The organism is Paraburkholderia diazotrophica (assembly GCF_038900755.1).
GTDB classification, from domain to species: domain Bacteria; phylum Pseudomonadota; class Gammaproteobacteria; order Burkholderiales; family Burkholderiaceae; genus Paraburkholderia; species Paraburkholderia diazotrophica_A.
Map to the genome: position 1 here is coordinate 151,380 of NZ_JBBPEN010000007.1, position 21,733 is coordinate 173,112.

A 21,733-nucleotide genomic window follows, 5' to 3' on the forward strand; every position below is an offset into this window, starting at 1 on the left:
GAAGAAGGCGCGGCAAAGTTCACGACAGCATGCAGCGATTTTCCACATCCTCGGCACAGACGGCGTGCCGACCCCACAAGACCACGCGTTATTCAGCGACGACTTAACGCAGCCCGCATGCGCGCACTCAACGGCAGCCATCTTTGCCGATTTTCGATAACACCTCGATTTATGGCTTCCTACCATCGCCAGATGCCGCCGGTAACAGGCCCGCTGCGAACGCCAACGACGCGGGTCCATCAACTGGCAACTTCGAAAAGGGAGCCTCCGATGAAAGCAGAGTCGTCAACCCAGCACAAAGGCATTGTCACGCATCACGAGTTGAAGCAGACACTCGGCACCTGGCAGCTTTGGGGCATCGCTGTCGGTCTTGTGATCTCCGGCGAATATTTCGGCTGGAGCTATGGCTGGGCGAGCGCGGGCACGCTTGGCTTCGTGATCACCGCGTTTTTCATCGCCGCGATGTACACGACGTTCATCTTCAGTTTCACCGAGCTGACGACGTCGATTCCGCACGCGGGCGGCCCGTTCGCCTACGCGCGCCACGCGTTCGGGCCCACGGGCGGTTACATAGCGGGCGCCGCGACGCTCGTCGAATTCGTGTTCGCACCACCCGCAATCGCCCTCGCGATCGGCGCGTATCTGCATGTCCAGTTTCCCGGGCTCGAGCCGAAGCACGCGGCGATGGGCGCGTATCTCGTGTTCATGGCGTTGAACATCGTCGGCGTGCAGATCGCGGCGGCGTTCGAACTGTGCGTGACGCTGCTCGCGATTTTCGAACTGCTGGTGTTCATGGGCGTCGTCTCGCCGGGCTTTCAATGGGCGAACTTCACGAAAGGCGGCTGGGCCGGCTCCAATACCTTCAGCATGGGCTCGTTCCACGGCATGTTTGCCGCGATTCCGTTCGCGATCTGGTTCTTCCTCGCGATCGAAGGCGTCGCGATGGCCGCCGAGGAAGCGAAGAACCCAAAGCGCTCGATTCCCATCGCCTACGTCACGGGCATTCTGACGCTCGTCGTGCTCGCGGTCGGCGTGATGGTATTCGCGGGCGCGGCGGGCGACTGGTCGAAGCTCGCGAACATCAACGACCCGCTGCCGCAAGCGATGAAATACATCGTCGGCGAGAACAGCGGCTGGATGCACATGCTCGTCTGGCTCGGACTGTTCGGCCTCGTCGCGTCGTTTCACGGCATCATTCTCGGCTACTCGCGACAGATCTTCGCGCTCGCGCGCGCGGGCTATCTGCCGGAATGGCTGTCCAAAGTGCATCCGCGTTTCAAAACTCCGCATCGCGCGATCCTGGCGGGCGGCGTGATCGGCATTGCGGCGATCTACAGCGACGAGCTGATCCAGTTCGGCGGGCAGACGCTCACGGCGAATATCGTGACGATGTCGGTGTTTGGCGCTATCGTGATGTACATCGTCAGCATGCTCGCGCTGTTCAGGTTGCGCCGCACCGAGCCTGACATGGAGCGTCCGTTCCGCGCGCCGCTGTTTCCGTATTTCCCGGCGTTCGCGCTGGTGGCAGCCGTCATTTCGCTCGCGACGATGATTTACTTCAATCTGCTCGTCGCGCTCGTGTTCGCTGCGTTCGTCGCGCTCGGTTACGGCTATTTCCTGATGACGCGTCAGCAACGAGAAATCGCGCCGGCTGATGCACTGCTCGAAGAATGAACGCGTGCGTATCGACTGCGACCGACACGCTGACGTACACGCAACAGGCCGCGCAGTAGCTGAAGCGACGGAGTACACGATATGAGCTACACGGAGACAATCGGCAACCGCACGTATCGCTTTGCCGATCTGAAGACGCTGATGGCGAAGGCGAGCCCGTTGCGTTCCGGCGATCAGCTCGCCGGCATCGCGGCGGCGAGCGAGGAGGAGCGCGTCGCGGCGAAGATGGCGCTCGCTGACGTGCCGTTACGCACGTTCCTCAACGAAGCGTTGATTCCATACGAGAGCGACGAAGTCACGCGCCTCGTCATCGATACGCATTCGCCCGAAGCATTCGCGGAGATTGCGCATCTGACCGTGGGCGAGTTTCGCAACTGGCTGTTGTCCACTTCAACGGATACCGCTGCGCTCACGCGTATCACGAAAGGCCTCACGCCCGAAATGGTTGCGGCCGTGTCGAAGCTGATGCGCAATCAGGATCTGATCCTGGCGGCGCGCAAACGGCCTGTGGTCACGCGCTTTCGCAACACAGTCGGCTTGACGGGCCATATGTCGGTGCGCCTGCAACCGAATCATCCGACGGATGACGTGAAAGGCATCGCCGCATCGATGATCGATGGCCTGATGTACGGTTGCGGAGACGCGATGATCGGCATCAATCCCGCATCGGACAGTTTGTCGGCGATCACGAATCTGCTCGTGATGATCGACGATTTCCGCACGCGCTATCAGGTGCCGACGCAATCGTGCGTGCTCACGCACGTGACCAATACGATTTCGGCAATTGAAAAAGGCGCGCCTGTCGATCTCGTGTTCCAGTCGATCGCCGGCACCGAGAAAGCGAATGCGAGCTTCGGCATTTCGCTCGCGCTGTTGCAGGAGGCGTATGAAGCGGCGCTGTCGCTCAAGCGCGGCACCGTCGGCGACAACGTGATGTACTTCGAAACGGGGCAGGGCAGCGCGCTGTCCGCGAATGCGCATCATGGCGTCGATCAGCAGACATGCGAAGTGCGCGCGTATGCCGTCGCACGCCAGTTCAATCCGTTTCTGACGAATACGGTAGTGGGCTTTATCGGCCCCGAGTATCTGTACGACGGCAAGCAGATCATGCGCGCTGGTCTCGAAGATCACTTCTGCGGCAAGCTGCTCGGCGTGCCGATGGGCTGCGATATCTGCTACACGAATCACGCGGAAGCCGATCAGGACGACATGGACAATCTGTTGACGCTGCTCGGCGTCGCGGGCATCAACTTCATCATGGGCATTCCCGGCGCGGACGATGTAATGCTCAATTACCAGAGCACGTCGTTTCACGATGCGCTGTATGTGCGCGAGGTACTGGGTTTGCGCCGTGCGCCAGAGTTCGAAGAGTGGCTGGAGTCGATGCAGATCACCGATGCGCGCGGTGCCTTGCTCAATGCGCCGGCGCGTCAGCCGTTGCTCGAAGGCGCGAGCGAATGGATGGGCATCGCATGAGCGATCCGATCGAAAAGAACGCGTGGCAGGCGCTGCGTGCCTTCACAAACGCGCGCATTGCGTTGGGCCGCGCGGGCAACTCTCTGCCGACCGCACCGTTGCTGGCGTTCAATCTTTCGCACGCGCAGGCGCGCGACGCCGTTCACCATCCGCTCGACGCCGACGCGTTGCACGAACAGTTGCGCGCCCAGGGCTTCACGTCTCTCGACGTGCATAGCGCTGCGCCGGATCGCGAGCACTATTTGCGGCGTCCGGATATGGGGCGGCGTCTTTCGGGCGAGAGCCGCGATCTCTTGAATAACGCCGCGAGCGACGATCCGCCCGAAGTGATTTTCGTCATCGCCGATGGACTATCCGCGTTTGCGGCTTCAAAGCAGTCGATGCCTCTGTTGCAGGCCATCACGAAGCGACTGACTGACTGGAAGATCGGCCCTGTTGTGGTCGCGCGTCAATCGCGCGTCGCGTTGGGCGATGAGATCGGCGGGTTGCTGAAGACCAGGCTCGTCGTGATGCTGATCGGCGAGCGGCCTGGGCTCAGTTCGCCGGACAGCTTGGGCATCTATCTGACGTATGCGCCGAAAGTCGGTTGCAGCGACGCGCAACGCAACTGCATTTCGAACGTGCGACCGGAAGGGCTCACCTACGAAGCCGCCGCCCATAAGCTGCACTATCTGCTGACGCATGCGCGCCGTTTGGGGCTGACGGGTGTCGGTCTGAAGGACGATAGCGATGCGCTGCTTCAAACGGCCGAAGCGGCATCGGCGATCGCGGACGCTTCGAGAAAATAGCAAAGCGCCCAGCCGTCATATCACGGCCGGGCGCTTACTGCGTTAACTTCGCCAAGGCACGTCAGAGCGCATCGGCGCGGCTCACGGGATGCTTGTCGAGCCATGCGTTTTCTTCGTCATCGAAAAGACGCGAGCGCGTCAGGAATCGCAGCCCTGTCGGCCGCTCCAATGAAAACATGCCGCCGTTGCCCGGCACGACATCGATGATCAACTGCGTGTGCTGCCAGTACTCGAATTGCGATTCGCTCATATAGAACGGCACACCAGCAATCGTGCCGAGCCATACATCCGATGCGCCGACCATGAACTCGTTCGACGGAAAACACATCGGCGCGCTGCCGTCGCAGCATCCGCCCGATTGATGAAAAATGACCGGCCCGTGTTCGGCGCTCAACTGCTGGATCAGTTTGATGGCCGCATCGGTTGCCACGACGCGCGCAACGCCTTCTTCGTTCATCGCGCTTCCTCTTTCATTTGATCCATTTGATCCGCTGAAAAAGCGGGCGAACCGCATCGCGCGATTCGCCCAACAGGAGCACGACGCTCAGAAGAAGCCTAACGGCTTGTCGCTATAGCTGACGAGCAAGTTCTTCGTTTGCTGGTAATGGTCCAGCATCATCTTGTGATTCTCGCGCCCGATGCCGGACTGCTTGTAGCCGCCAAACGCGGCGTGCGCCGGATACGCGTGATAGCAGTTGGTCCACACGCGGCCCGCCTGAATCTCGCGGCCGAAGCGATACGCGCGCGAGCCGTCGCGCGTCCAGACGCCCGCGCCGAGGCCATAGAGCGTATCGTTGGCGATTTCGAGTGCTTCTTCTTCGTTCTTGAACGTCGTCACGGAGACGACAGGCCCGAAGATTTCTTCCTGGAAAATGCGCATCTTATTGTGACCGCGGAATACCGTCGGCTTCACGTAGTAGCCTTTCGCGAGTTCGCCGTCGAGCTTGTTCTGCTCGCCGCCGATCAGGCATTGCGCGCCTTCCTGCTTGCCGAGATCGATATACGACAGGATCTTTTCAAGCTGTTCCTTCGATGCCTGCGCGCCGATCATCGTCTTCGCGTCGAGCGGATGCCCCTGCTGAATGGCGGCGACGCGCTTCAACGCGCGTTCCATGAAGCGGTCGTAAATCGATTCTTCGATCAGCACGCGCGATGGGCACGTGCACACTTCACCCTGATTCAACGCGAACATCGCGAAGCCTTCGAGTGCCTTGTCGAAGAAGCTGTCGTCCTTGTCGAGCACGTCGGCGAAGAAGATGTTCGGGCTCTTGCCGCCCAGTTCCAGCGTCACGGGGATGATGTTCTGGCTCGCGTACTGCATGATCAGGCGGCCCGTCGTCGTTTCGCCCGTGAACGCGATCTTTGCGATGCGCTTGCTCGACGCGAGCGGCTTGCCCGCTTCGAGGCCGAAGCCGTTGACCACGTTCAGCACGCCCGCAGGCAACAGATCCTGAATCAGTTCAACGAGCACGAGTATCGACGCAGGCGTTTGCTCGGCCGGTTTCAGCACGACGCAATTGCCTGCCGCGAGCGCGGGCGCGAGTTTCCACGTAGCCATCAGGATCGGGAAATTCCACGGAATGATCTGGCCGACCACGCCGAGGGGCTCATGAAAGTGATAGGCGACGGTGTCGTGATCGATCTCCGAAATGCCGCCTTCCTGCGCGCGGACCGCGCCGGCGAAATAGCGGAAGTGATCGATTGCGAGAGGAATGTCGGCGGCCATCGTTTCGCGCAGCGGCTTGCCGTTGTCGATCGTCTCGGCGACGGCGAGACGTTGCAGGTGCGCTTCCAGACGATCGGCGATTCTGTTGAGGATGTTCGCGCGCTCCGTGGTCGAGGTCTTGCCCCAAGCCGCTTTAGCACGATGCGCGGCGTCCAGCGCGAGTTCGATGTCGGCTTCGCGTGAACGCGGAATCGACGTGAACGGCTCGCCCGTAATCGGCGAGACGTTATCGAAGTACTCGCCGCCCGCCGGCTTCACCCACTCCCCGCCGATGAAATTCTCGTATTGCTTCTTGTACGGAAATTCGGTGGTCAGAAACTTCATCTCTGCGTGATTCATCTGCGTGCTCCTCACATGATCGGATAGTCGATGTATTCGTTTGGGCTGTCACCCGGCTGAGCGGTCTTCTGCTGCCGCGGGTCCATATCGCCAGAAGTGTGCCAACGAGCGCGCGTATGCAGCCGATGCCGGTGCACGCAGCACTGTCGCGATGCATGTCACGCGACGCGCGCGAGATTGCTCAGCGCGGGCGTTGCATCCGTGAGCAGCTGGACCAGCGAGTGTTCACCGAATGAACAGCGCGCGTGCGTTGAAATGGAAAGTGGCCGAAGGTGCTTTCGGCATGGCACTTGCGTCGATGTGCGCCTGTTTGTTCAATGTCACATGCAGGTGCATGTCCATCATCGACGCCCATATGACAACCGACCTTTCCCCTCCGTTCTCGCGCGCGGCCATGTGCCGCGTCGAAACGAGCGTCGCGCACGACGCCGACGAACAGGCGCGCAACCTTCGCGGCTGGACGCAGACTTACGATCAGCTCACGGCAGGGCGCTTCGTCGGAAAGCTGACGGGCTTGCATCTCGACACGATGCACGTGTTCTGCGAGACGACGAGCCAGACGTTGCGGCAGACCTGTGAAGTGCCGGAGGACGCATACTGGTTCGGCATTCCCGCCGATCCCGCGAACACGGGCCGCATCGACTCGCACGCAATCGGTGACGACGCGCTTGCGTTTCAACGCGGCGGCGTCGAATTCGAACTGCTGACGCCGGGCGGCTACGCGATCTTCGGCGTCGTCGTGTGCCGAGATGTGCTGCATCGACATGCGGCGGCCGTCGAACACGCGGACATGATCGATCAGGCTACGCATACAGGCGTCCTTCCAATCGATGCGAAAAACAAGGGGCAATTCTGTGCGTTGTTGCGCAGCGCACTCGACGATACGGCGAGCGCCGCGCTTTCGGCGCCCGCCCGATCCAACCTGCAAACGTCGGTGCTGTCTTCGCTGTTCGATCTGTGCGCGGCCACGTCCGTCGAACCCGCAGCGCTTCCCGCGGTCCCCGCGCGTCCGCGCAGACAATGGATCGTCTCGTCCGCGCGCGACTATGTGCTCGCGAATCGCGAGCGCCCCGTCAGCGTGCCCGAGTTGTGCGAGCATTTGCACGTCAGCCGCCGCACGTTGCAGTACTGCTTTCAGGACGTGCTGGGTCTCGCGCCCGCGAACTATCTGCGCGCGATTCGCCTGAACGGCGCGCGCCGCGATCTGTGCGATGCCGCGCCTGGCGAGCGCACAGTGCAGGACGTCGCGGCTGCGTGGGGCTTCTGGCATCTGAGCCAGTTCGCGACCGACTATCGTAAGCTGTTCGGCTTGCTTCCTTCCGATACCCTCAAAACGGTCCATGCGCCCGCGAACGCGCAACTGACTCACTAGGCGCATCGAACGCGCACAGGGCTCGTCTGCGCGCTTCCGTTAAAATTGCGGAATGCGCGAATTTCCTTCGCGGCCCGATCAAGCATCCTCATCGACGACATCGCAGGCTGCGCTGTATCCGTTCCATGCCGAATTGCGTGGACCGATCGATCAGCGCCTTGCGTGCATTCGCGTTCTTCGCGTGCGACGGAACGCGCTCAACCGATCAAGCTGGAGAATCAACGTGTTTACTTGCATCAACCAGAGCTGCGGCGCGCAGTGGGAACAGTCCGACGTCGTCATCAAGAACGAAGGGCAGGGTCTGCTGTTTCGCTGCCCGATGTGCGGCGCCCGCAACTATGTCGAGCGTTTCGACGCCGACGACGGCACGATCGTCTACGAACAGATCGAAGGCCGCCCGTATAACTGAAGCCGGCATAACGACATGACAGACAATGCACGTCCCTTCAGCGAACTGCCGCTCTCGCAGGCAGCGCTCGCGAATCTCACGCAACTCGGCTATGTCGAGATGACGCCGATCCAGGCCGCGAGCCTGCCGATCGCGCTCGCCGGCGGCGATCTGATCGCGCAGGCGAAGACGGGCAGCGGCAAGACGGCGGCGTTCTCGCTCGCGTTGCTCGCGCGGCTCGATGCGCGCCGCTACGCGGTGCAGGCGCTGGTGCTGTGCCCGACGCGCGAACTCGCCGATCAGGTCACGCAGGAAATCCGCCGACTCGCGCGCGCCGAAGAAAACATCAAGGTGCTGACGCTGTGCGGCGGCACGCCGATGCGTCCGCAGACGGCGAGCCTCGAACACGGCGCCCACATCATCGTCGGCACGCCGGGGCGCATCATGGACCACCTGGAGCGCGGCAACCTTGCGCTCGACGCGCTCAATACGCTCGTGCTCGACGAAGCGGACCGCATGCTCGACATGGGCTTCTTCGATGACATCGCGAAGGTCGCGCGTCAATGCCCGAAGGAGCGGCAGACGCTGCTGTTCTCCGCGACATACCCCGAGGGCATCGCGAAACTGAGCCAGCAGTTTCTGCGCAACCCGAAGGAAGTGAAGCTCGAAGAGCGTCACGACGACAGCAAGATTCGCCAGCGCTTCTACGAAGTGACGGAGGATGAGCGTCTGCATGCCGTCGGTCTGCTGCTGAATCACTACCGGCCTGTGAGTACGATCGCGTTCTGCAACACGAAGAACCAGTGCCGCGATCTGCTCGACGTGCTGCGCGCGCAAGGCTTTCACGCGCTCGCGCTGCATGGCGAGCTCGAGCAGCGCGAGCGCGATCAGGTGCTGATCCAGTTCGCGAATCGCAGTTGTTCCGTGCTCGTCGCAACCGACGTCGCCGCGCGCGGCCTCGACATCGCGCAGCTTGAAGCGGTGATCAACGTCGACGTGACGCCCGATCCGGAAGTGCACGTGCATCGCATCGGCCGCACGGGGCGCGCCGATCAGGACGGCTGGGCGCTGAGCCTCGCGAGCATGAACGAAATGGGGCGCGTGGGCGGCATCGAAGAGGCGCAAGGGCGCGACGTCGAATGGCATCCGCTTTCGGAACTGAAGCCGGCAAGCGACGAGCCGCTGTTGCCGCCGATGGAGACGCTGCAGATACTCGGCGGCCGCAAGGAAAAGATCCGCCCCGGCGACGTGCTCGGCGCACTGACGGGCGAAGCGGGCTTCAACGGTTCGCAGATCGGCAAGATCAACGTGACGGAGTTTTCGACTTACGTCGCCGTCGATCGCGGTATCGCGCGTGACGCGCTGCGCAAACTGAGCGCGGGCAAGGTCAAAGGCAAGAAAGTGAAAGTGCGCCTGATGGACGAATGAACGTGACGGCAGCGCGTGGCGCGCGCTGCCTTTCCTGCATAAAGCTGCTGCAAACCCCGCCCTCGCATCACGTCTCTTCATACCTGCGGGATTACCCTGCCGTGATCCGCATTCCGTTTTGTCCCATCGACGCAAGCACCTTCGCGTGCTTTCGTGCTTTCGCGCATCGCGCCGCAGCATTCTCCGCATGAGCGAAACGCATGCCGCGCATGACAAACTTTCGATTGTTCTCTGGCGCGCGCTGTTGCCTAATCGTTCAAACTGGACGGGACCGACGCATCGCGCACGGCCCGCCGATTTGCAGCGAGGAGGAGGAATCTCATGCAGAGCGCTTTGCAAGCCCGCTCGAAGTTGCCGGACGTCGGCACGACGATCTTCACGGTGATCGGTCAACTGGCCGCCGAACATAATGCGCTGAACCTGTCGCAAGGCGCGCCGAATTTCGCGCCCGACGAAGCGCTGGTCGATGGCGTGACCAAGGCGATGCGCGCTGGTCACAACCAGTACGCGCCGATGGCGGGCATCGGCGCATTGCGCGCCGCGCTCTCGGCGAAAGTGGAGACGCTGTACGGCGTCCATTACGATCCGTCGACGGAAGTGACTGTGATCGCAAGCGCGAGCGAGGGGCTGTACTCGACGATCAGCGCGCTCGTGCATCCCGGTGACGAAGTGATCTACTTCGAGCCGTCGTTCGACAGCTATGCGCCCATTGTGCGTCTGCAAGGCGCAACGCCGATCGCGATCAAGCTCTCGTCGAGCGACTTTCGCGTGAACTGGGACGAAGTGTCCGCCGCCATCACGCCGAGGACGCGAATGATCATCGTCAACACGCCGCACAATCCGACGGCGACGATTTTCAGCGATGCCGACATCGAACGCCTGAAGGCCGTCACGCGCAACACGGACATCGTGATTCTTTCCGACGAAGTGTATGAGCACGTCGTGTTCGATGGCGCGAAGCATCACAGCATGGCGCGTCATCGCGAGCTCGCGGAGCGCAGCGTGATCGTGTCGTCGTTCGGCAAGTCGTATCACGTGACGGGCTGGCGCGTCGGCTATTGCCTCGCGCCCGCCGCGCTGATGGACGAGATTCGCAAGGTCCATCAGTTCATGGTGTTTTCCGCCGATACGCCGATGCAATATGCGTTCGTCGAAGCGCTCGCGAATCCGCAGAGCTATCTGGGCCTCTCCGAGTTCTATCAGCACAAGCGCGATCTGTTGACGCGCGAACTACGCGACTCGCGCTTCGAACTGTTGCCGAGCGAAGGCAGCTTCTTCATGCTCGCGCGTTTTCGCGGCTTCTCGGATGAAAAGGATAGCGACTTCGTGCTGCGCCTGATCCGCGATGCGAAGGTCGCGACCATTCCGTTGTCAGCGTTCTACACGGACGGCACGGATGGCGGCCTCATTCGCCTGAGTTTTTCGAAGGACGACGACACGCTGATTGAAGGCGCGCGCCGTCTGCGCTCGATCTGAGGACGAGGGGCAACAAGCGATGATTCAGGAATCGATCAAGGCAGCCGTCGTGCAGATGAACAGCAGCGCGGACGTCCAGCAGAATCTCGGCGAAGCGCGCCGTTGGGTACACGAGGCAGCACGCGAAGGCGCAACGCTGATCTGCTTGCCCGAATACTTCTGCTGGATCGGCGATGACGAAATGCAGCGCGTCGCGCTCGCCGAAGCATTCGCCGATGGTCCGATTCAACATGCGCTAGCGGAACTGGCGCGCGAGACGAATGCGTGGCTGATCGGCGGCACGGTGCCGGTCCGGCCGTCGCAGGGTCCCGAGGTCGGCACGCATGCGTACAACACGTCGCTCGTGTTCGATCCGTCGGGGCAGTGCGCGGCACGCTACGACAAGATTCATCTGTTCAGCTTCAACCAGGGCGCCGAGCGGCACGCGGAAGGCGATACGATGGTCGGCGGCGATAGCATCGGCACTGTTCAGGGGCCATTCGGCGCGCTGCGTCTGTCGGTGTGTTATGACTTGCGCTTTCCCGAGCTGTATCGCGCAGAGCCCAATGCCGATGTGATCGCCGTGCCCGCTGCCTTCACGCACACGACGGGGCTCGCGCATTGGGAGTTGCTGCTGCGCGCGCGGGCCGTCGAAAATCAGGCTTTCGTGCTCGCGTCCGGTCAGTGCGGCACGCACTCGAACGGGTGGCGGACTTTTGGCCACAGTATGATCGTCGGGCCGTGGGGCGAAGTGCTCGCGCGTCACGACGACGAACCCGGCCTCGCTCTCGCGACGCTGACCCAGACCGCGCTCGACGAAGCGCGCAACCGTCTGCCGGTGCTCACGCATCGGCGCATCGCTACGCCGTCTGACGTGCATTGAACATAAAGGGAAGGAGATCAACGATGAAGCTTGTGAAGAATCTGCTGATGCTGGCGTGCGCGTTTGCGTCGGTTGCGACGGCGTCTGCGATGGCCGCCGATGCGACGACGCTGCGTTATGGGCTCGAAGCGCAATATCCGCCGTTCGAATCGAAGGGTTCGAATGGCGAATTGCAGGGCTTCGATATCGACATCGGCAACGCGGTCTGCAAGACAGCGAACCTGAAATGCAGCTGGGTCGAAACGTCGTTCGATGGTTTGATTCCGGCGCTGCAAGGCCGCAAGTTCGACGCGATCAACTCGGCGATGAACGCGACGGAAAAGCGCCGCCAGGCCATCGACTTCACCAACGTGATCTACCGCGTGCCGACGCAACTGATCGCGCGCAAGGACAGCGGCCTGCTGCCGACGCCCGAATCGTTGAAGGGCAAGCGCGTCGGCGTGTTGCAGGCGTCGATTCAGGAAACGTATGCGAAGGCGCACTGGGAAGGCGCCGGCGTGACGGTCGTGCCGTATCAGGACCAGAACCAGGTATACACGGATCTCGTCGCGGGACGTCTCGATGCAACGCTCGTGCTTGCGCCCGCCGGGCAAACGGGCTTTCTGTCGCGTCCCGACGGCAAGGACTTCGCATTCGTCGGCCAGGCGGTGCGTGACGACAAGATTCTCGGAAGCGGCATCGCGTTCGGCATCCGTAAGGGCGACACCGCGCTGCGCAACCAGTTGAACGCGGCAATCGCGAAGGTGCAGGCGGACGGCACGGTCAAGACGCTCGCGCAGAAGTACTTCGGCAATATCGACGTTTCGGCGAAGTAAGCTGTTTCGGCTTTCCACCGCATTTTTCTGCGGCATTGTTCTACGCCACGCGCCGCATGGCCTTTGTCATGCGGCGCGTTTCTTTTTGCGTAACGTCCGACGAATGAATCGTTGGAAGCGGTTGGAATAAAGTCCGCGATGGTCCTGTTAGCGCAACAGGAGCCTCATTTTGTACGACTGAACCGCTATGTCCCGCACTCATTCGCCGACCGACACGCCGCTCACGGAAGCGGACATGCAGGCGTTCGCCGATGGCAGTCTGCCGCCGGAGCGGGCGGCGCGCGTGCGCAAATACCTCGGCTCGCGGCCGCGCGAGGCCGAGCGGATCGCGTTCTACCGGCATCTGAACATGCAGATGCGGGACGTCTTTGAGGGCGCGTTTGCGCAGCGCATTCGCGCGCAGCACGCCGACCGCGCGAGGGCTGCCGACTTCCGTTCGGCGGCGCGCAGGTTCTTTTTCCGGCGCATTGGCGTGGCGTTGCTCGGCATCGGGCTGCTCGTGTCGTTGGCGAGCGGGTGGTTTTTTGCGTCGCGCGTATCGACGGAAATGCTCGATGCGACGGCCGTGATGGCGCTGATGCGCGCGTCGGGTCAGCGAAACGCGAGTGCAGCGGTGACGGTGCACAAGGATCCGCATGCCGCAGATCTTGCGCCGCTTGGCCTCAAACTCGTCGATGCGAGGACGCGTCGGCCGAACGCATTTGCCCGCATCGACATACTCGATTACCGGAATGCGGATGGCGATGCCGTCGTCCTCGCTTCGTCGCCGGCGCCGTTCGCAGCCGACAAGCCGCATTGGTTCGCGCAACGCGTCGGCGATGTGCGGCTTCTGATGTGGACCGTCGACGGCAAGCGCTATGTGCTGGCAGGACGCGCGACGACGCACGGATTGATGCGTGCCGCCGATGCGCTGACGATGCGTTAACAACGTGCTGAGCAAACGCACGGTTTGTCGATTTGCACGCGCGCGTGAGGCCATTGAAAACTGCGCGGAATAAAATGAAGCAGGTTGTGTTCTCTGCATCAAGAGGCGACGCGCGCGGCGGAATGCGTGCCGAGCGATACGTGATGGGTAGAGGAAATGGACATCCGTAACGAGTTGATGGATCACGTGCCGCGATTGCGCCGTTATGCAAGGGCGCTGATCAGCAATCGCGATCTCGCGGACGATCTCGTGCAGGACACGCTCGAACGCGCGCTGACGCGCACGAAAATGTTCCAGGCCGGAACGGATTTGCGTGCGTGGCTTTTCACGATCATGCATAACGTGTTCATCAATCAGGTGCGTAAGTCGTCGACGCGCGCAGTGCATGTTTCCGTCGATGACGAGAGCATTGTCGAGAGCGAATTCGCGGTGTCAGGCGAGCAGACGCGCTCGCTCGAAGTGCGCGACCTCGATTACGCGTTGCAGCGGCTGCCTGCGGATCAGCGCGAAGTCGTGTTGCTGGTCGGGCTCGAGGAAATGAGTTACGCCGAAGTGGCGATTGCGCTCGACATCCCCGTCGGTACGGTGATGTCGAGGCTTTCGCGCGGGCGCGAGCGTTTGCGTGCGTTGATGGCGGGCGCTCAGCCCGGCGCAAAACTGAAGGTGGTGCGATGAGCGATCAACAGACGCCAATCGGCGAAGAAGATATTCACGCGTATGTGGACGGCACGCTGTCCGATGAGCGCCGTGAAGAAGTGGAGCGTGCGCTCGAAATGAATCCCGCACTGGCCGCGCGCGTCAGCGATTACTTCTCGCTGAACAACATGTTCCATGAGCGCTATGACCGCGTGCTGAACGAGCCGGTGCCTGCGCGTTTGCGCGTGCATGAGAAGCATCGCTGGATCAGCGCGGCGAACTGGCCGCAATTCGCGGGAATGGCGGCGGCGCTTGTGTTGGGCATCGGCATTGGCTTCGGCACGAACATGGGCAAGGACATGCTCGCGCCGTCGGCGGGTTCCTCGCAGGGGGCGTCGCATACGCGGCCAGTTAGCGCCGATGTTTCCGAAGTCTTCGCGCAAAAGGCGGCGTTGGCGCATGTCGTGTATATGCCTGCCGTCGATCGTCCGACGAATATCGGCGAAGGTCACGAAGAAGATTTCGTCCAGTACCTCGCGAACAAGCTGGATACCGATGTGCATCCGCCGATGCTCACCAAGAGCGGATTCCAGCTCGCCGGCGGCCGCGTATTGCCGGGCGACGATGGCCCCGTTGCGCAGTTCATGTATCACAACGCCAAAGGCGAGCGCGTGACGCTTTGCATTTCTCATCGCAAGGCGAGTGCGAATACGACTGCGTTCAAGCTGTATCAGGAAGGGCCGGTGAATGTGTTCTATTGGGTCGACGGCGATTTCGGATATGCGGTGTCGGGTGGCATCGATCGCAAGGTGATGCTGCAGATCGCGCACGACGTCTATGCGCAATTGACGGGCGCGACACCGGGTTGATTGCTTGGCTGCTTTTCGTTGACGGCTGCATCGCTGAATGCAGCCGTTTTTGTTTTGCTCGGATAGTTAGCTATCCATAAGTAGTCTAATGAGCGCGTTATGGTTGGCAATTCTTTTTGATCGACGGGAATAGATCGCGGTGACGCGTGGTTTGTCACTGTGCGTACCGCACGTTTTTCAAAGGAGTTGGCAATGAAGATGCTCGCAATGTTGGCCGTATCCGTCGCAGCCCTTGGTTCGGCGAATGTGTTTGCGCAAGGCAAGACGCGCGCGCAGGTGTATCAGGAATTGATCGAGGCGCAGCAGAACGGGCTGAACTTCGTCACGGACGCTTCGTATCCGGATGTGAGTCCGGCGTTTCAAGGAACAGTCGAGTATCTGAAGAAGCAGGCGATGGCGAAGGCCGAAAGCGCGAACCGGATGGCGAAGGCGGCTTCGGATGCGGCGGTACCTGGGAATTGAACTGAAGTTGTTCGGGGGAGCGGTTGGAAACGCGGTTGGAATACTGCTGTAAAAGCAAAAGGCCGGTCAGCTTTCGCTAGACCGGCCTTTCAGATTCTTTGGTGGGGCGTGAGTGACTCGAACACTCGACCTACGGATTAAGAGTCCGCTGCTCTACCAACTGAGCTAACGCCCCCAACAGAAGCGAGATTATGCAGGAGTTTTTTTAGGTTGGCAAGTTTATCTCGCAAATTTCTTAAAACGGATACGCGGTCTCACGCTCGCCGGAAGCGAGCGGATCGCGCGAAAGCCACCGACCGCACCATTGAAGCGCACGGGCGTTCGTCCCGGTATCATGTCGCGACACCATGCCACGCGGCGTTCCGCGTGGCCCGAACGGGAAATCATGATGGACGAAAACGAAGTCCGGGCGTTGCTCGATCGAGTGCTCGCGCCGTGGGTGCGGGCGTTGTCGATGACCCCAGTGAAAGTGGACGACGAAAGCGCCACGCTGACGCTGCCGTTTTCGGGCGAGCTCCGGCACAGCGGCGGCGTGATCTGCGGACAGGTCTTTATGGCCGCCGCCGATACGGCGATGGTCGTGGCCATTTCGGCAGCCCTCGGCGGATTCAAGCCGATGACGACCGTCTCGCTGAACATCAGCTTCATGCGCGCCGTCCGCAAAGGCGATGTGGTCATCACGGCGCGCGTGCTTCGTATGGGCCGCAATCTTGTGTTCGGCGAAGTCGAGCTGTTCGACGAGACCGGCAAAATGGCCGTCCATGCCACCACCACTTACGCGCTGCTCGACTGAAACCACTCGACTGAAACCATTCGATAGCGACAGCTCGCCCGCCGACGGCGCCGACGCGTCTCGGCAATGGAAGGAAATCAACGGATGTTCGATCAGGTCGTATTCGCTGGCGGCGGCAACCGCTGCTGGTGGCAAGCAGGCTTCTGGGACATCGTCCAGCCGGAACTCGACATCAGACCGCGCGTGATCACGGGCATCTCGGCGGGCGCGGCCACCGCATGCATGCTTTACACGCGCGACGCCGACTGGGTGATGCGCTATTACGAAAACGCGCTGCGCGACAACACGAAGAACGCCTATTGGGGCAATCTGCTGCGCGGCGAGTCGGTGTTTCCGCACTATCGGATCTACCGTCAGGCGCTGCTCGACATCTACGGCGAGAAGTTTTCGCAACTGGCGAAGGCGCCTGAAATACGCATCGGCGTGTCGCATGTGCCGCGCTGGCTGGGCGCGCGCAGCGCAGTTGCCGCCGGACTGATCGCGTACAACATCGAGAAATACATCCGCAAGACCTTGCATCCGACACTCGGTCAGTCGCTCGGCTTCCAGCCGGAATTCGTGCGCGCCCAGGATTGCGCGAGCGTCGACGAACTCGCGGACCTGATTCTTCAGTCGTCTTGCACGCCGCCGTTCACGCCCGTCCTGCGCCGCAACGGGCGGCCCGTGCTGGACGGCGGGATGGTCGACAATGTGCCCGTCGGCGCACTCGATCCGACGCCGGGCAACGTGCTGGTGATGGTGACGCGCATTTATCCGCGTCCGCGGATGTTCGTCGTGCCGCACGGCGCGCAGCAGCGGCTGTATGTCCAGCCGTCATGCAAGGTGCCGATTTCGAGCTGGGACTACACGAGTCCGTCACAGATGCAGCACGCCTACAATCTCGGCCGCGCAGACGGTGAGCATTTTCTACAATGGATTCCGGAACTGCTCGACGCCGCCGCGCACGACTGACGCGTGCGCATCAGTGCCGCGGCCCGCAAACGGGCCGCGCGCAACTTACTTCCGGCGGCCGCCCTGCAGCGCTTCCGGATTCGCGACGCTCGACGTGTCGCCTTGATCGAACGCGAGAATGTTCCCGAACGCCGCGCTGAAGTACAGCTCGTAGCTTTCCTTTTCGACGTAGCCGATATGCGGCGAGCAAATCACGTTTTCCATCCGCAGCAGGCTGTAGCCTTGCAGGATCGGCTCGCTTTCGTAGACGTCAATCGCAACCATGCCCGGCCGGTTGTGCGACAGCGCGCCGATCAGCGCGTTTTCTTCCAGCAGCTCGGCACGGCTCGTGTTGACGAAGAGCGCAGTCGGTTTCATGCGCAACAGATCGTCCTGTTTGACGATGCCGCGCGTGTCGTCGTGCAGACGCAAATGCAGCGACAGCACGTCGCTCTGCTCGAACAGCGCTTCACGGCTTTCCGCGACCGTGTAGCCATCGGCGACTGCCGCTTCGCGCGTATGCTCGCGGCCCCAGATCAGCACATTCATCCCGAACGCCTTGCCGTATCCGGCGACGAGCCGGCCGATCTTGCCATAACCCCAGATGCCGAGCGTCTGTCCGCGCAACACTTGACCCAGACCGAAGTTCGGCGGCAGCGCCGACGTTTTCAGGCCCGATTGTTGCCACGCCCCCTGTTTAAGGTTTGCCACGTATTGCGGAATCCGTCTCTGCGCGGCCATGATGAGGGCCCACGTCAGCTCGGCGGGCGCGATCGGCGACCCGACGCCTTCGAGCACGGCAATCCCGCGTTCCGTACAGGCTGCCATGTCGATGTGGCTTCCGGCCTTCCCCGTCTGGCTGATCATGCGCAGATGCGGAAGTTTGTCGAGCAGCTGCGAGCTGATGCGGGTACGTTCGCGAATGAGGACCAGCGCGTCGACTTCTGACAGGCGACTGGCGAGCTGACCCAGTCCGCGCACGGTATTGTTGAAGACCTTGACCTCGTGGTCGGCGAGCAGTTGAAAGCAGTCGAGCTTGCGGACGGCGTCTTGATAGTCGTCAAGGATGGCAATCTTCATGGCGTATGTGTTTTGCGGCGCACCACGCAGGTGCGGAACGGAGTGTCTGTTTGGGTGTCCCATCATGTGACCTGGACCACATGATGCTTATATTGAATGCCGTACCGTACAAAGACCCGCTATGACGGAGCTACGACGGTAGGGCAAGTTCCCCAGTTTTTAACAGTTTGTTGCATGTCCACGCAAGCCGCTTTACACACGGTTTCACGTGCCTGCGACAGGCTGTAAAGGCCCTTACGACCTGCACGATCGCGCACAGAAAAATCTCGTGCGCGGATTGCCGCCTCTCGCTTGCAGCGTCGCTGGGCTAGCACCGTTTTTCTTCTTCTACCAAAACGGAGACAGCTCGATGAATCATCCCGCATTTGCAGGCCAACCAACCGTCGAAGCGCCCGCCTGGGTCAAACACCAAAGACTGATCGAATGGGTGCAGCGCATCGCGGCGCTGGCGAAGCCGGAGCGGATTGTCTGGTGCGACGGTTCGCAGGAGGAATATGACCGCCTGTCTGCGCAGATGGTCGCAGCCGGCACCCTCATCAAGCTCAACCCGGCCAAACGGCCGAATTCCTACCTCGCATGCTCCGCTCCATCCGACGTCGCGCGTGTCGAGGACCGGACGTTCATCTGCTCGCAGCGTCGCGAGGACGCCGGTCCGACCAACAACTGGATCGAGCCCGCCGAAATGCGCACGACGCTCGACGGCCTGTTCGACGGTGCAATGCGCGGCCGCACGATGTATGTCGTGCCGTTTTCGATGGGTCCGCTCGGTTCGCCGATCGCGCACATCGGCGTCGAACTGACGGACAGCCCGTACGTCGTCACGAACATGCGGATCATGACGCGCATGGGCCGCAAGGTGTACGACGTGCTCGGCGCGGACGGCGAATTCGTGCCGTGCGTGCATTCCGTCGGCGCGCCGCTCGCGGCCGGCCAGAAGGACGTGCCCTGGCCCTGCAACGACACGAAGTACATCGTTCATTTCCCGGAAGCGCGAGAAATCTGGAGCTACGGCTCCGGCTACGGCGGCAACGCGCTGCTGGGCAAGAAGTGCTTCGCGCTGCGCATCGCGTCGACGATGGGCCGCGACCAGGGCTGGCTCGCGGAACACATGCTGGTGCTCGGCGTGACGTCGCCGGAAGGCAAGAAGCATCACGTCGCGGCCGCGTTCCCGTCGGCGTGCGGCAAGACCAATTTCGCGATGCTGATTCCGCCGGAAGGGATGAACGGCTGGAAGATTACGACGATCGGCGACGATATTGCGTGGATCAAGCCGGGCAAGGACGGGCGTCTCTACGCGATCAATCCGGAAGCCGGCTATTTCGGTGTCGCGCCGGGCACGAGCGAGAAGACGAACTTCAACGCAATGGCGACGCTGAAGGAAAACGTGATCTTCACGAACGTCGCGCTGACCGATGACGGCGACGTCTGGTGGGAAGGTATGACTGACGAACCGCCAGCGCACCTGATCGACTGGCAGGGCAAGGACTGGACGCCGGCGATCGCGAAGGAAACGGGCCGCAAGGCCGCGCATCCGAATGCGCGCTTTACAGCGTCGGCTTCGCAATGCCCTTCGATCGACGCCGATTGGGAAAACCCCGAGGGCGTGGCGATCGACGCGTTCATCTTCGGCGGACGCCGCTCGACGACGGTGCCGCTCGTCACGGAAGCGCGCGACTGGGTGGAAGGCGTCTACATGGCCGCGACGATGGGCTCCGAAACGACGGCTGCGGCGGCTGGCCAGCAGGGCGTCGTGCGGCGCGATCCGTTCGCGATGCTGCCGTTCTGCGGCTACAACATGAGCGATTACTTCGACCACTGGCTGAGAACGGGCGCAAAACTCGAGCAGATGAGCGTGCGCACGCCGAAGATTTTCTGCGTCAACTGGTTCCGCAAGGGCGACGACGGCAAGTTCGTGTGGCCCGGCTTCGGCGAGAACATGCGCGTATTGCGCTGGATGGTGGGCCGGATCGAAGACAAGGCGCAGGGCGAGGAGCATGCGTTCGGCATTTCGCCGCGCTACGAGGACATCGACTGGAGCGGACTGAATTTCACCCGCCAGCAGTTCGAAAAGGTGATTTCCGTCGATGACGCGGCGTGGCGCAAGGAACTGGAACTGCACGCCGAACTGTTCGACAAGCTGAAGCACGGGCTGCCTGCCGCACTGCAAGATACGCGAAGCGCGCTGGAGAAAAAGTTCGTCGGGTAGCCATGTGAGTGCTCACTGACATTCGGCCAAGCCGCCTTCGGGCGGCTTTTTCATGGCCTTGTCGGACACCGCGACGATGCTTTCAACGTGATCGGCGCCGCCGACGGGGCGCTTTCGCTATTTACGCTTCCTGGATGTTTTCGACGCAACGCAGCAAATTGTTTCTCGAAAAGGAACAATCGACTACTCGCTATTCCGTCCCCGAAGATATTGACTCGAATTTTTATAAAATTTCCGGAATCTTGGGCAACTTCTGCAGGATTTCCCTGGTCGTAGGAAAATTCCAAGTGTGCTTCCTGTTCCGAGGGAGCTGTAATACGGCAGGAGTTGTCCATGGATCATTTGCAGTCGATGCGAGTATTCGTCAAGGTGGCGGATCTCGGAAGTTTCGCCCGCGCGGCTAGCGCGATGGATATTTCAAACGCAGTCGCTACCCGTCACGTCGCCGATCTCGAAGGCCGTCTTGGTACCCGACTGCTCAACCGCACGACCCGTAGCCTTTCGCTGACCGAATCCGGCCAGGTTTATCTCGAACGCGCCCGCCAGATCCTCGACGAACTCGAGGACGTCGAACAGATGGTCGTCGCGCGCAATCACGAGCCCGTCGGAACGCTGCGCATCGTCGCGCCCGTCGTGTTCGGTCTGCACAACCTCGCTCCCGTGCTCCAGACGTATGCCGAGCGCTATCCGAAGGTGATTCCAGATGTGACGCTGGTCGACCGTCAGGTCGATCTCGTCGAAGAAGGCTTCGATGTAGGCGTCGTGATCGCGCGCCATATGCGCAGCGCGAGCATCGTGACGCGCCGCCTGACGACCGGCTGCATGACCGTCTGCGCGACGCCGGCTTATCTCGAGAAGCACGGCACGCCGACGCGGCCGGAGCAGTTGCTGGAGCATCCGTGCCTGTCGCTGCCGTCCGAATATTGGGGCGACGAGCGGGTGTTCACGGGCCCGGACGGCGAAGTGCGCGTGCGTCCGACGAACGTGATCGTCGCGAACAACACCGAAATGCTGCGTCAGTTCGCGCTACTCGGCATGGGCATCGCGATCCTGCCGAGCTACCTTATCGGCCGCGATACGACGCGCGGCAAGCTAGTGCGTCTGTTGAGCGATTACCGTCTGCCGCAGGTCGAGATCAACATCGCGTATCCGAGCCGGCGTCATCTGCCGGCCAAGGTCCGCACGTTCATCGATCACCTCGTCGAGCATTTCAACCAGACGCCGAACAGTCAGCTTGGCGAGCAGTGGGCGAAGGATGGCATGGACCGGACGCCGGCGATGCTGGAGTCCGCGGCGATGTCGATGCCGCCCGAAGCGTTCGATGGCGCCGAGCCCCTGTCGAGCCTGCTGGACGCTGACATTCCGGCAAAGCCGTCGACGCGCACGATGAACCGTTCGCGGAGTGTCGCTTCGTCTACGCACTGACTGTTGAAGTGAACCGGCCGGGCATGCCGCGCACAGGCGCGGCACGTTGTCGCGGAAGATAAA

General features: G+C 61.7%; 20 protein-coding genes and 1 tRNA gene. 17 read left to right on the forward strand and 4 right to left on the reverse strand.

The annotated features are described in order from the left end of the window. Positions 1-270 precede the first annotated feature (270 nt). The 3 genes from eat (at position 271) to eutC (ending at position 3,938) form a co-directional block, all read left to right on the forward strand. On the forward strand, positions 271-1,674 hold the full coding sequence (gene eat, locus AABE10_RS22165) for an ethanolamine permease (RefSeq protein ID WP_342935393.1): 1,404 nt from the start codon (positions 271-273) through the stop codon (positions 1,672-1,674). Positions 1,675-1,755: 81 nt separating this feature from the next. After that, entirely contained in the window at positions 1,756-3,150 is a 1,395-nt protein-coding gene (locus AABE10_RS22170) for an ethanolamine ammonia-lyase subunit EutB (protein WP_342935394.1), read from the forward strand. Further along, the gene (gene eutC, locus AABE10_RS22175) at positions 3,147-3,938 is read left to right on the forward strand and encodes an ethanolamine ammonia-lyase subunit EutC (RefSeq protein ID WP_342935395.1); all 792 of its coding nucleotides are present in this window, start codon (positions 3,147-3,149) and stop codon (positions 3,936-3,938) included. The genes AABE10_RS22170 and eutC overlap by 4 nt, the downstream gene beginning before the upstream one ends. A gap of 61 nt (positions 3,939-3,999) precedes the next feature. Here eutC and AABE10_RS22180 read toward each other — a convergent pair whose 3' ends face one another. Beyond that, positions 4,000-4,395, reverse strand: coding sequence for a DUF779 domain-containing protein (locus AABE10_RS22180; protein ID WP_342935396.1), 396 nt, complete (start codon positions 4,393-4,395; stop codon positions 4,000-4,002). An 87-nt stretch (positions 4,396-4,482) separates the two neighbouring features. Continuing rightward, positions 4,483-6,003, reverse strand: coding sequence for an aldehyde dehydrogenase (gene adh / locus AABE10_RS22185; protein WP_342935397.1), 1,521 nt, complete (start codon positions 6,001-6,003; stop codon positions 4,483-4,485). 355 nt (positions 6,004-6,358) lie between these two features. Between adh and AABE10_RS22190 the strand changes: the two genes are divergently transcribed. The 10 genes from AABE10_RS22190 to AABE10_RS22235 all read left to right on the forward strand — a co-directional run bounded on the left by AABE10_RS22190 (position 6,359) and on the right by AABE10_RS22235 (position 15,236). Beyond that, positions 6,359-7,375, forward strand: coding sequence for a helix-turn-helix domain-containing protein (locus AABE10_RS22190; protein ID WP_342935606.1), 1,017 nt, complete (start codon positions 6,359-6,361; stop codon positions 7,373-7,375). A gap of 223 nt (positions 7,376-7,598) precedes the next feature. Next, positions 7,599-7,784 (forward strand): hypothetical protein, encoded by a 186-nt coding sequence (locus AABE10_RS22195; RefSeq protein WP_087732256.1) that lies wholly within the window; start codon positions 7,599-7,601, stop codon positions 7,782-7,784. Between the two features lie 15 nt (positions 7,785-7,799). Further along, positions 7,800-9,191, forward strand: coding sequence for an ATP-dependent RNA helicase DbpA (gene dbpA / locus AABE10_RS22200; RefSeq protein WP_342935398.1), 1,392 nt, complete (start codon positions 7,800-7,802; stop codon positions 9,189-9,191). Between the two features lie 321 nt (positions 9,192-9,512). Beyond that, a complete protein-coding gene (locus tag AABE10_RS22205; protein WP_342935399.1) occupies positions 9,513-10,667 on the forward strand; it encodes a pyridoxal phosphate-dependent aminotransferase in 1,155 nt (384 codons plus the stop codon). Between the two features lie 19 nt (positions 10,668-10,686). Beyond that, positions 10,687-11,529, forward strand: coding sequence for a carbon-nitrogen hydrolase family protein (locus AABE10_RS22210; protein ID WP_342935400.1), 843 nt, complete (start codon positions 10,687-10,689; stop codon positions 11,527-11,529). 23 nt (positions 11,530-11,552) lie between these two features. Further along, the gene (locus AABE10_RS22215; RefSeq protein ID WP_342935401.1) at positions 11,553-12,344 is read left to right on the forward strand and encodes an ABC transporter substrate-binding protein; all 792 of its coding nucleotides are present in this window, start codon (positions 11,553-11,555) and stop codon (positions 12,342-12,344) included. A gap of 187 nt (positions 12,345-12,531) precedes the next feature. Beyond that, positions 12,532-13,269 (forward strand): anti-sigma factor, encoded by a 738-nt coding sequence (locus tag AABE10_RS22220; protein WP_342935402.1) that lies wholly within the window; start codon positions 12,532-12,534, stop codon positions 13,267-13,269. 156 nt (positions 13,270-13,425) lie between these two features. Further along, the gene (locus tag AABE10_RS22225; RefSeq protein WP_342935403.1) at positions 13,426-13,944 is read left to right on the forward strand and encodes an RNA polymerase sigma factor; all 519 of its coding nucleotides are present in this window, start codon (positions 13,426-13,428) and stop codon (positions 13,942-13,944) included. Beyond that, on the forward strand, positions 13,941-14,774 hold the full coding sequence (locus AABE10_RS22230; RefSeq protein WP_342935404.1) for an anti-sigma factor: 834 nt from the start codon (positions 13,941-13,943) through the stop codon (positions 14,772-14,774). The genes AABE10_RS22225 and AABE10_RS22230 overlap by 4 nt, the downstream gene beginning before the upstream one ends. Positions 14,775-14,966: 192 nt before the next feature. Beyond that, positions 14,967-15,236 carry a DUF4148 domain-containing protein gene (locus AABE10_RS22235; protein WP_342935405.1) on the forward strand — a complete coding sequence of 90 codons (270 nt, stop codon included), beginning with the start codon at positions 14,967-14,969 and terminating at the stop codon, positions 15,234-15,236. Positions 15,237-15,335: 99 nt separating this feature from the next. Here AABE10_RS22235 and AABE10_RS22240 read toward each other — a convergent pair. Further along, positions 15,336-15,411 (reverse strand) — tRNA-Lys (locus AABE10_RS22240). A 213-nt stretch (positions 15,412-15,624) separates the two neighbouring features. Here AABE10_RS22240 and AABE10_RS22245 point away from each other — a divergent pair. Together AABE10_RS22245 and AABE10_RS22250 are read left to right on the forward strand one after the other, a co-directional pair. Next, the gene (locus AABE10_RS22245) at positions 15,625-16,029 is read left to right on the forward strand and encodes a PaaI family thioesterase (protein WP_342935406.1); all 405 of its coding nucleotides are present in this window, start codon (positions 15,625-15,627) and stop codon (positions 16,027-16,029) included. An 84-nt stretch (positions 16,030-16,113) separates the two neighbouring features. Beyond that, complete coding sequence (locus tag AABE10_RS22250) at positions 16,114-16,980, forward strand: patatin-like phospholipase family protein (protein ID WP_342935407.1); 867 nt, start codon at positions 16,114-16,116, stop codon at positions 16,978-16,980. Between the two features lie 45 nt (positions 16,981-17,025). On the opposite strand, the gene AABE10_RS22255 is transcribed toward AABE10_RS22250, so the two are convergent. Continuing rightward, on the reverse strand, positions 17,026-18,039 hold the full coding sequence (locus AABE10_RS22255) for a D-2-hydroxyacid dehydrogenase family protein (protein WP_342935408.1): 1,014 nt from the start codon (positions 18,037-18,039) through the stop codon (positions 17,026-17,028). Between the two features lie 349 nt (positions 18,040-18,388). Between AABE10_RS22255 and AABE10_RS22260 the strand changes: the two genes are divergently transcribed. Both AABE10_RS22260 and AABE10_RS22265 read left to right on the forward strand, forming a co-directional pair. Beyond that, on the forward strand, positions 18,389-20,245 hold the full coding sequence (locus tag AABE10_RS22260) for a phosphoenolpyruvate carboxykinase (GTP) (RefSeq protein WP_342935409.1): 1,857 nt from the start codon (positions 18,389-18,391) through the stop codon (positions 20,243-20,245). Between the two features lie 333 nt (positions 20,246-20,578). Further along, positions 20,579-21,670: a LysR family transcriptional regulator gene (locus AABE10_RS22265; RefSeq protein WP_342935410.1), complete on the forward strand. Its 1,092-nt coding sequence runs from the start codon at positions 20,579-20,581 to the stop codon at positions 21,668-21,670. Positions 21,671-21,733: the final 63 nt, after the last annotated feature.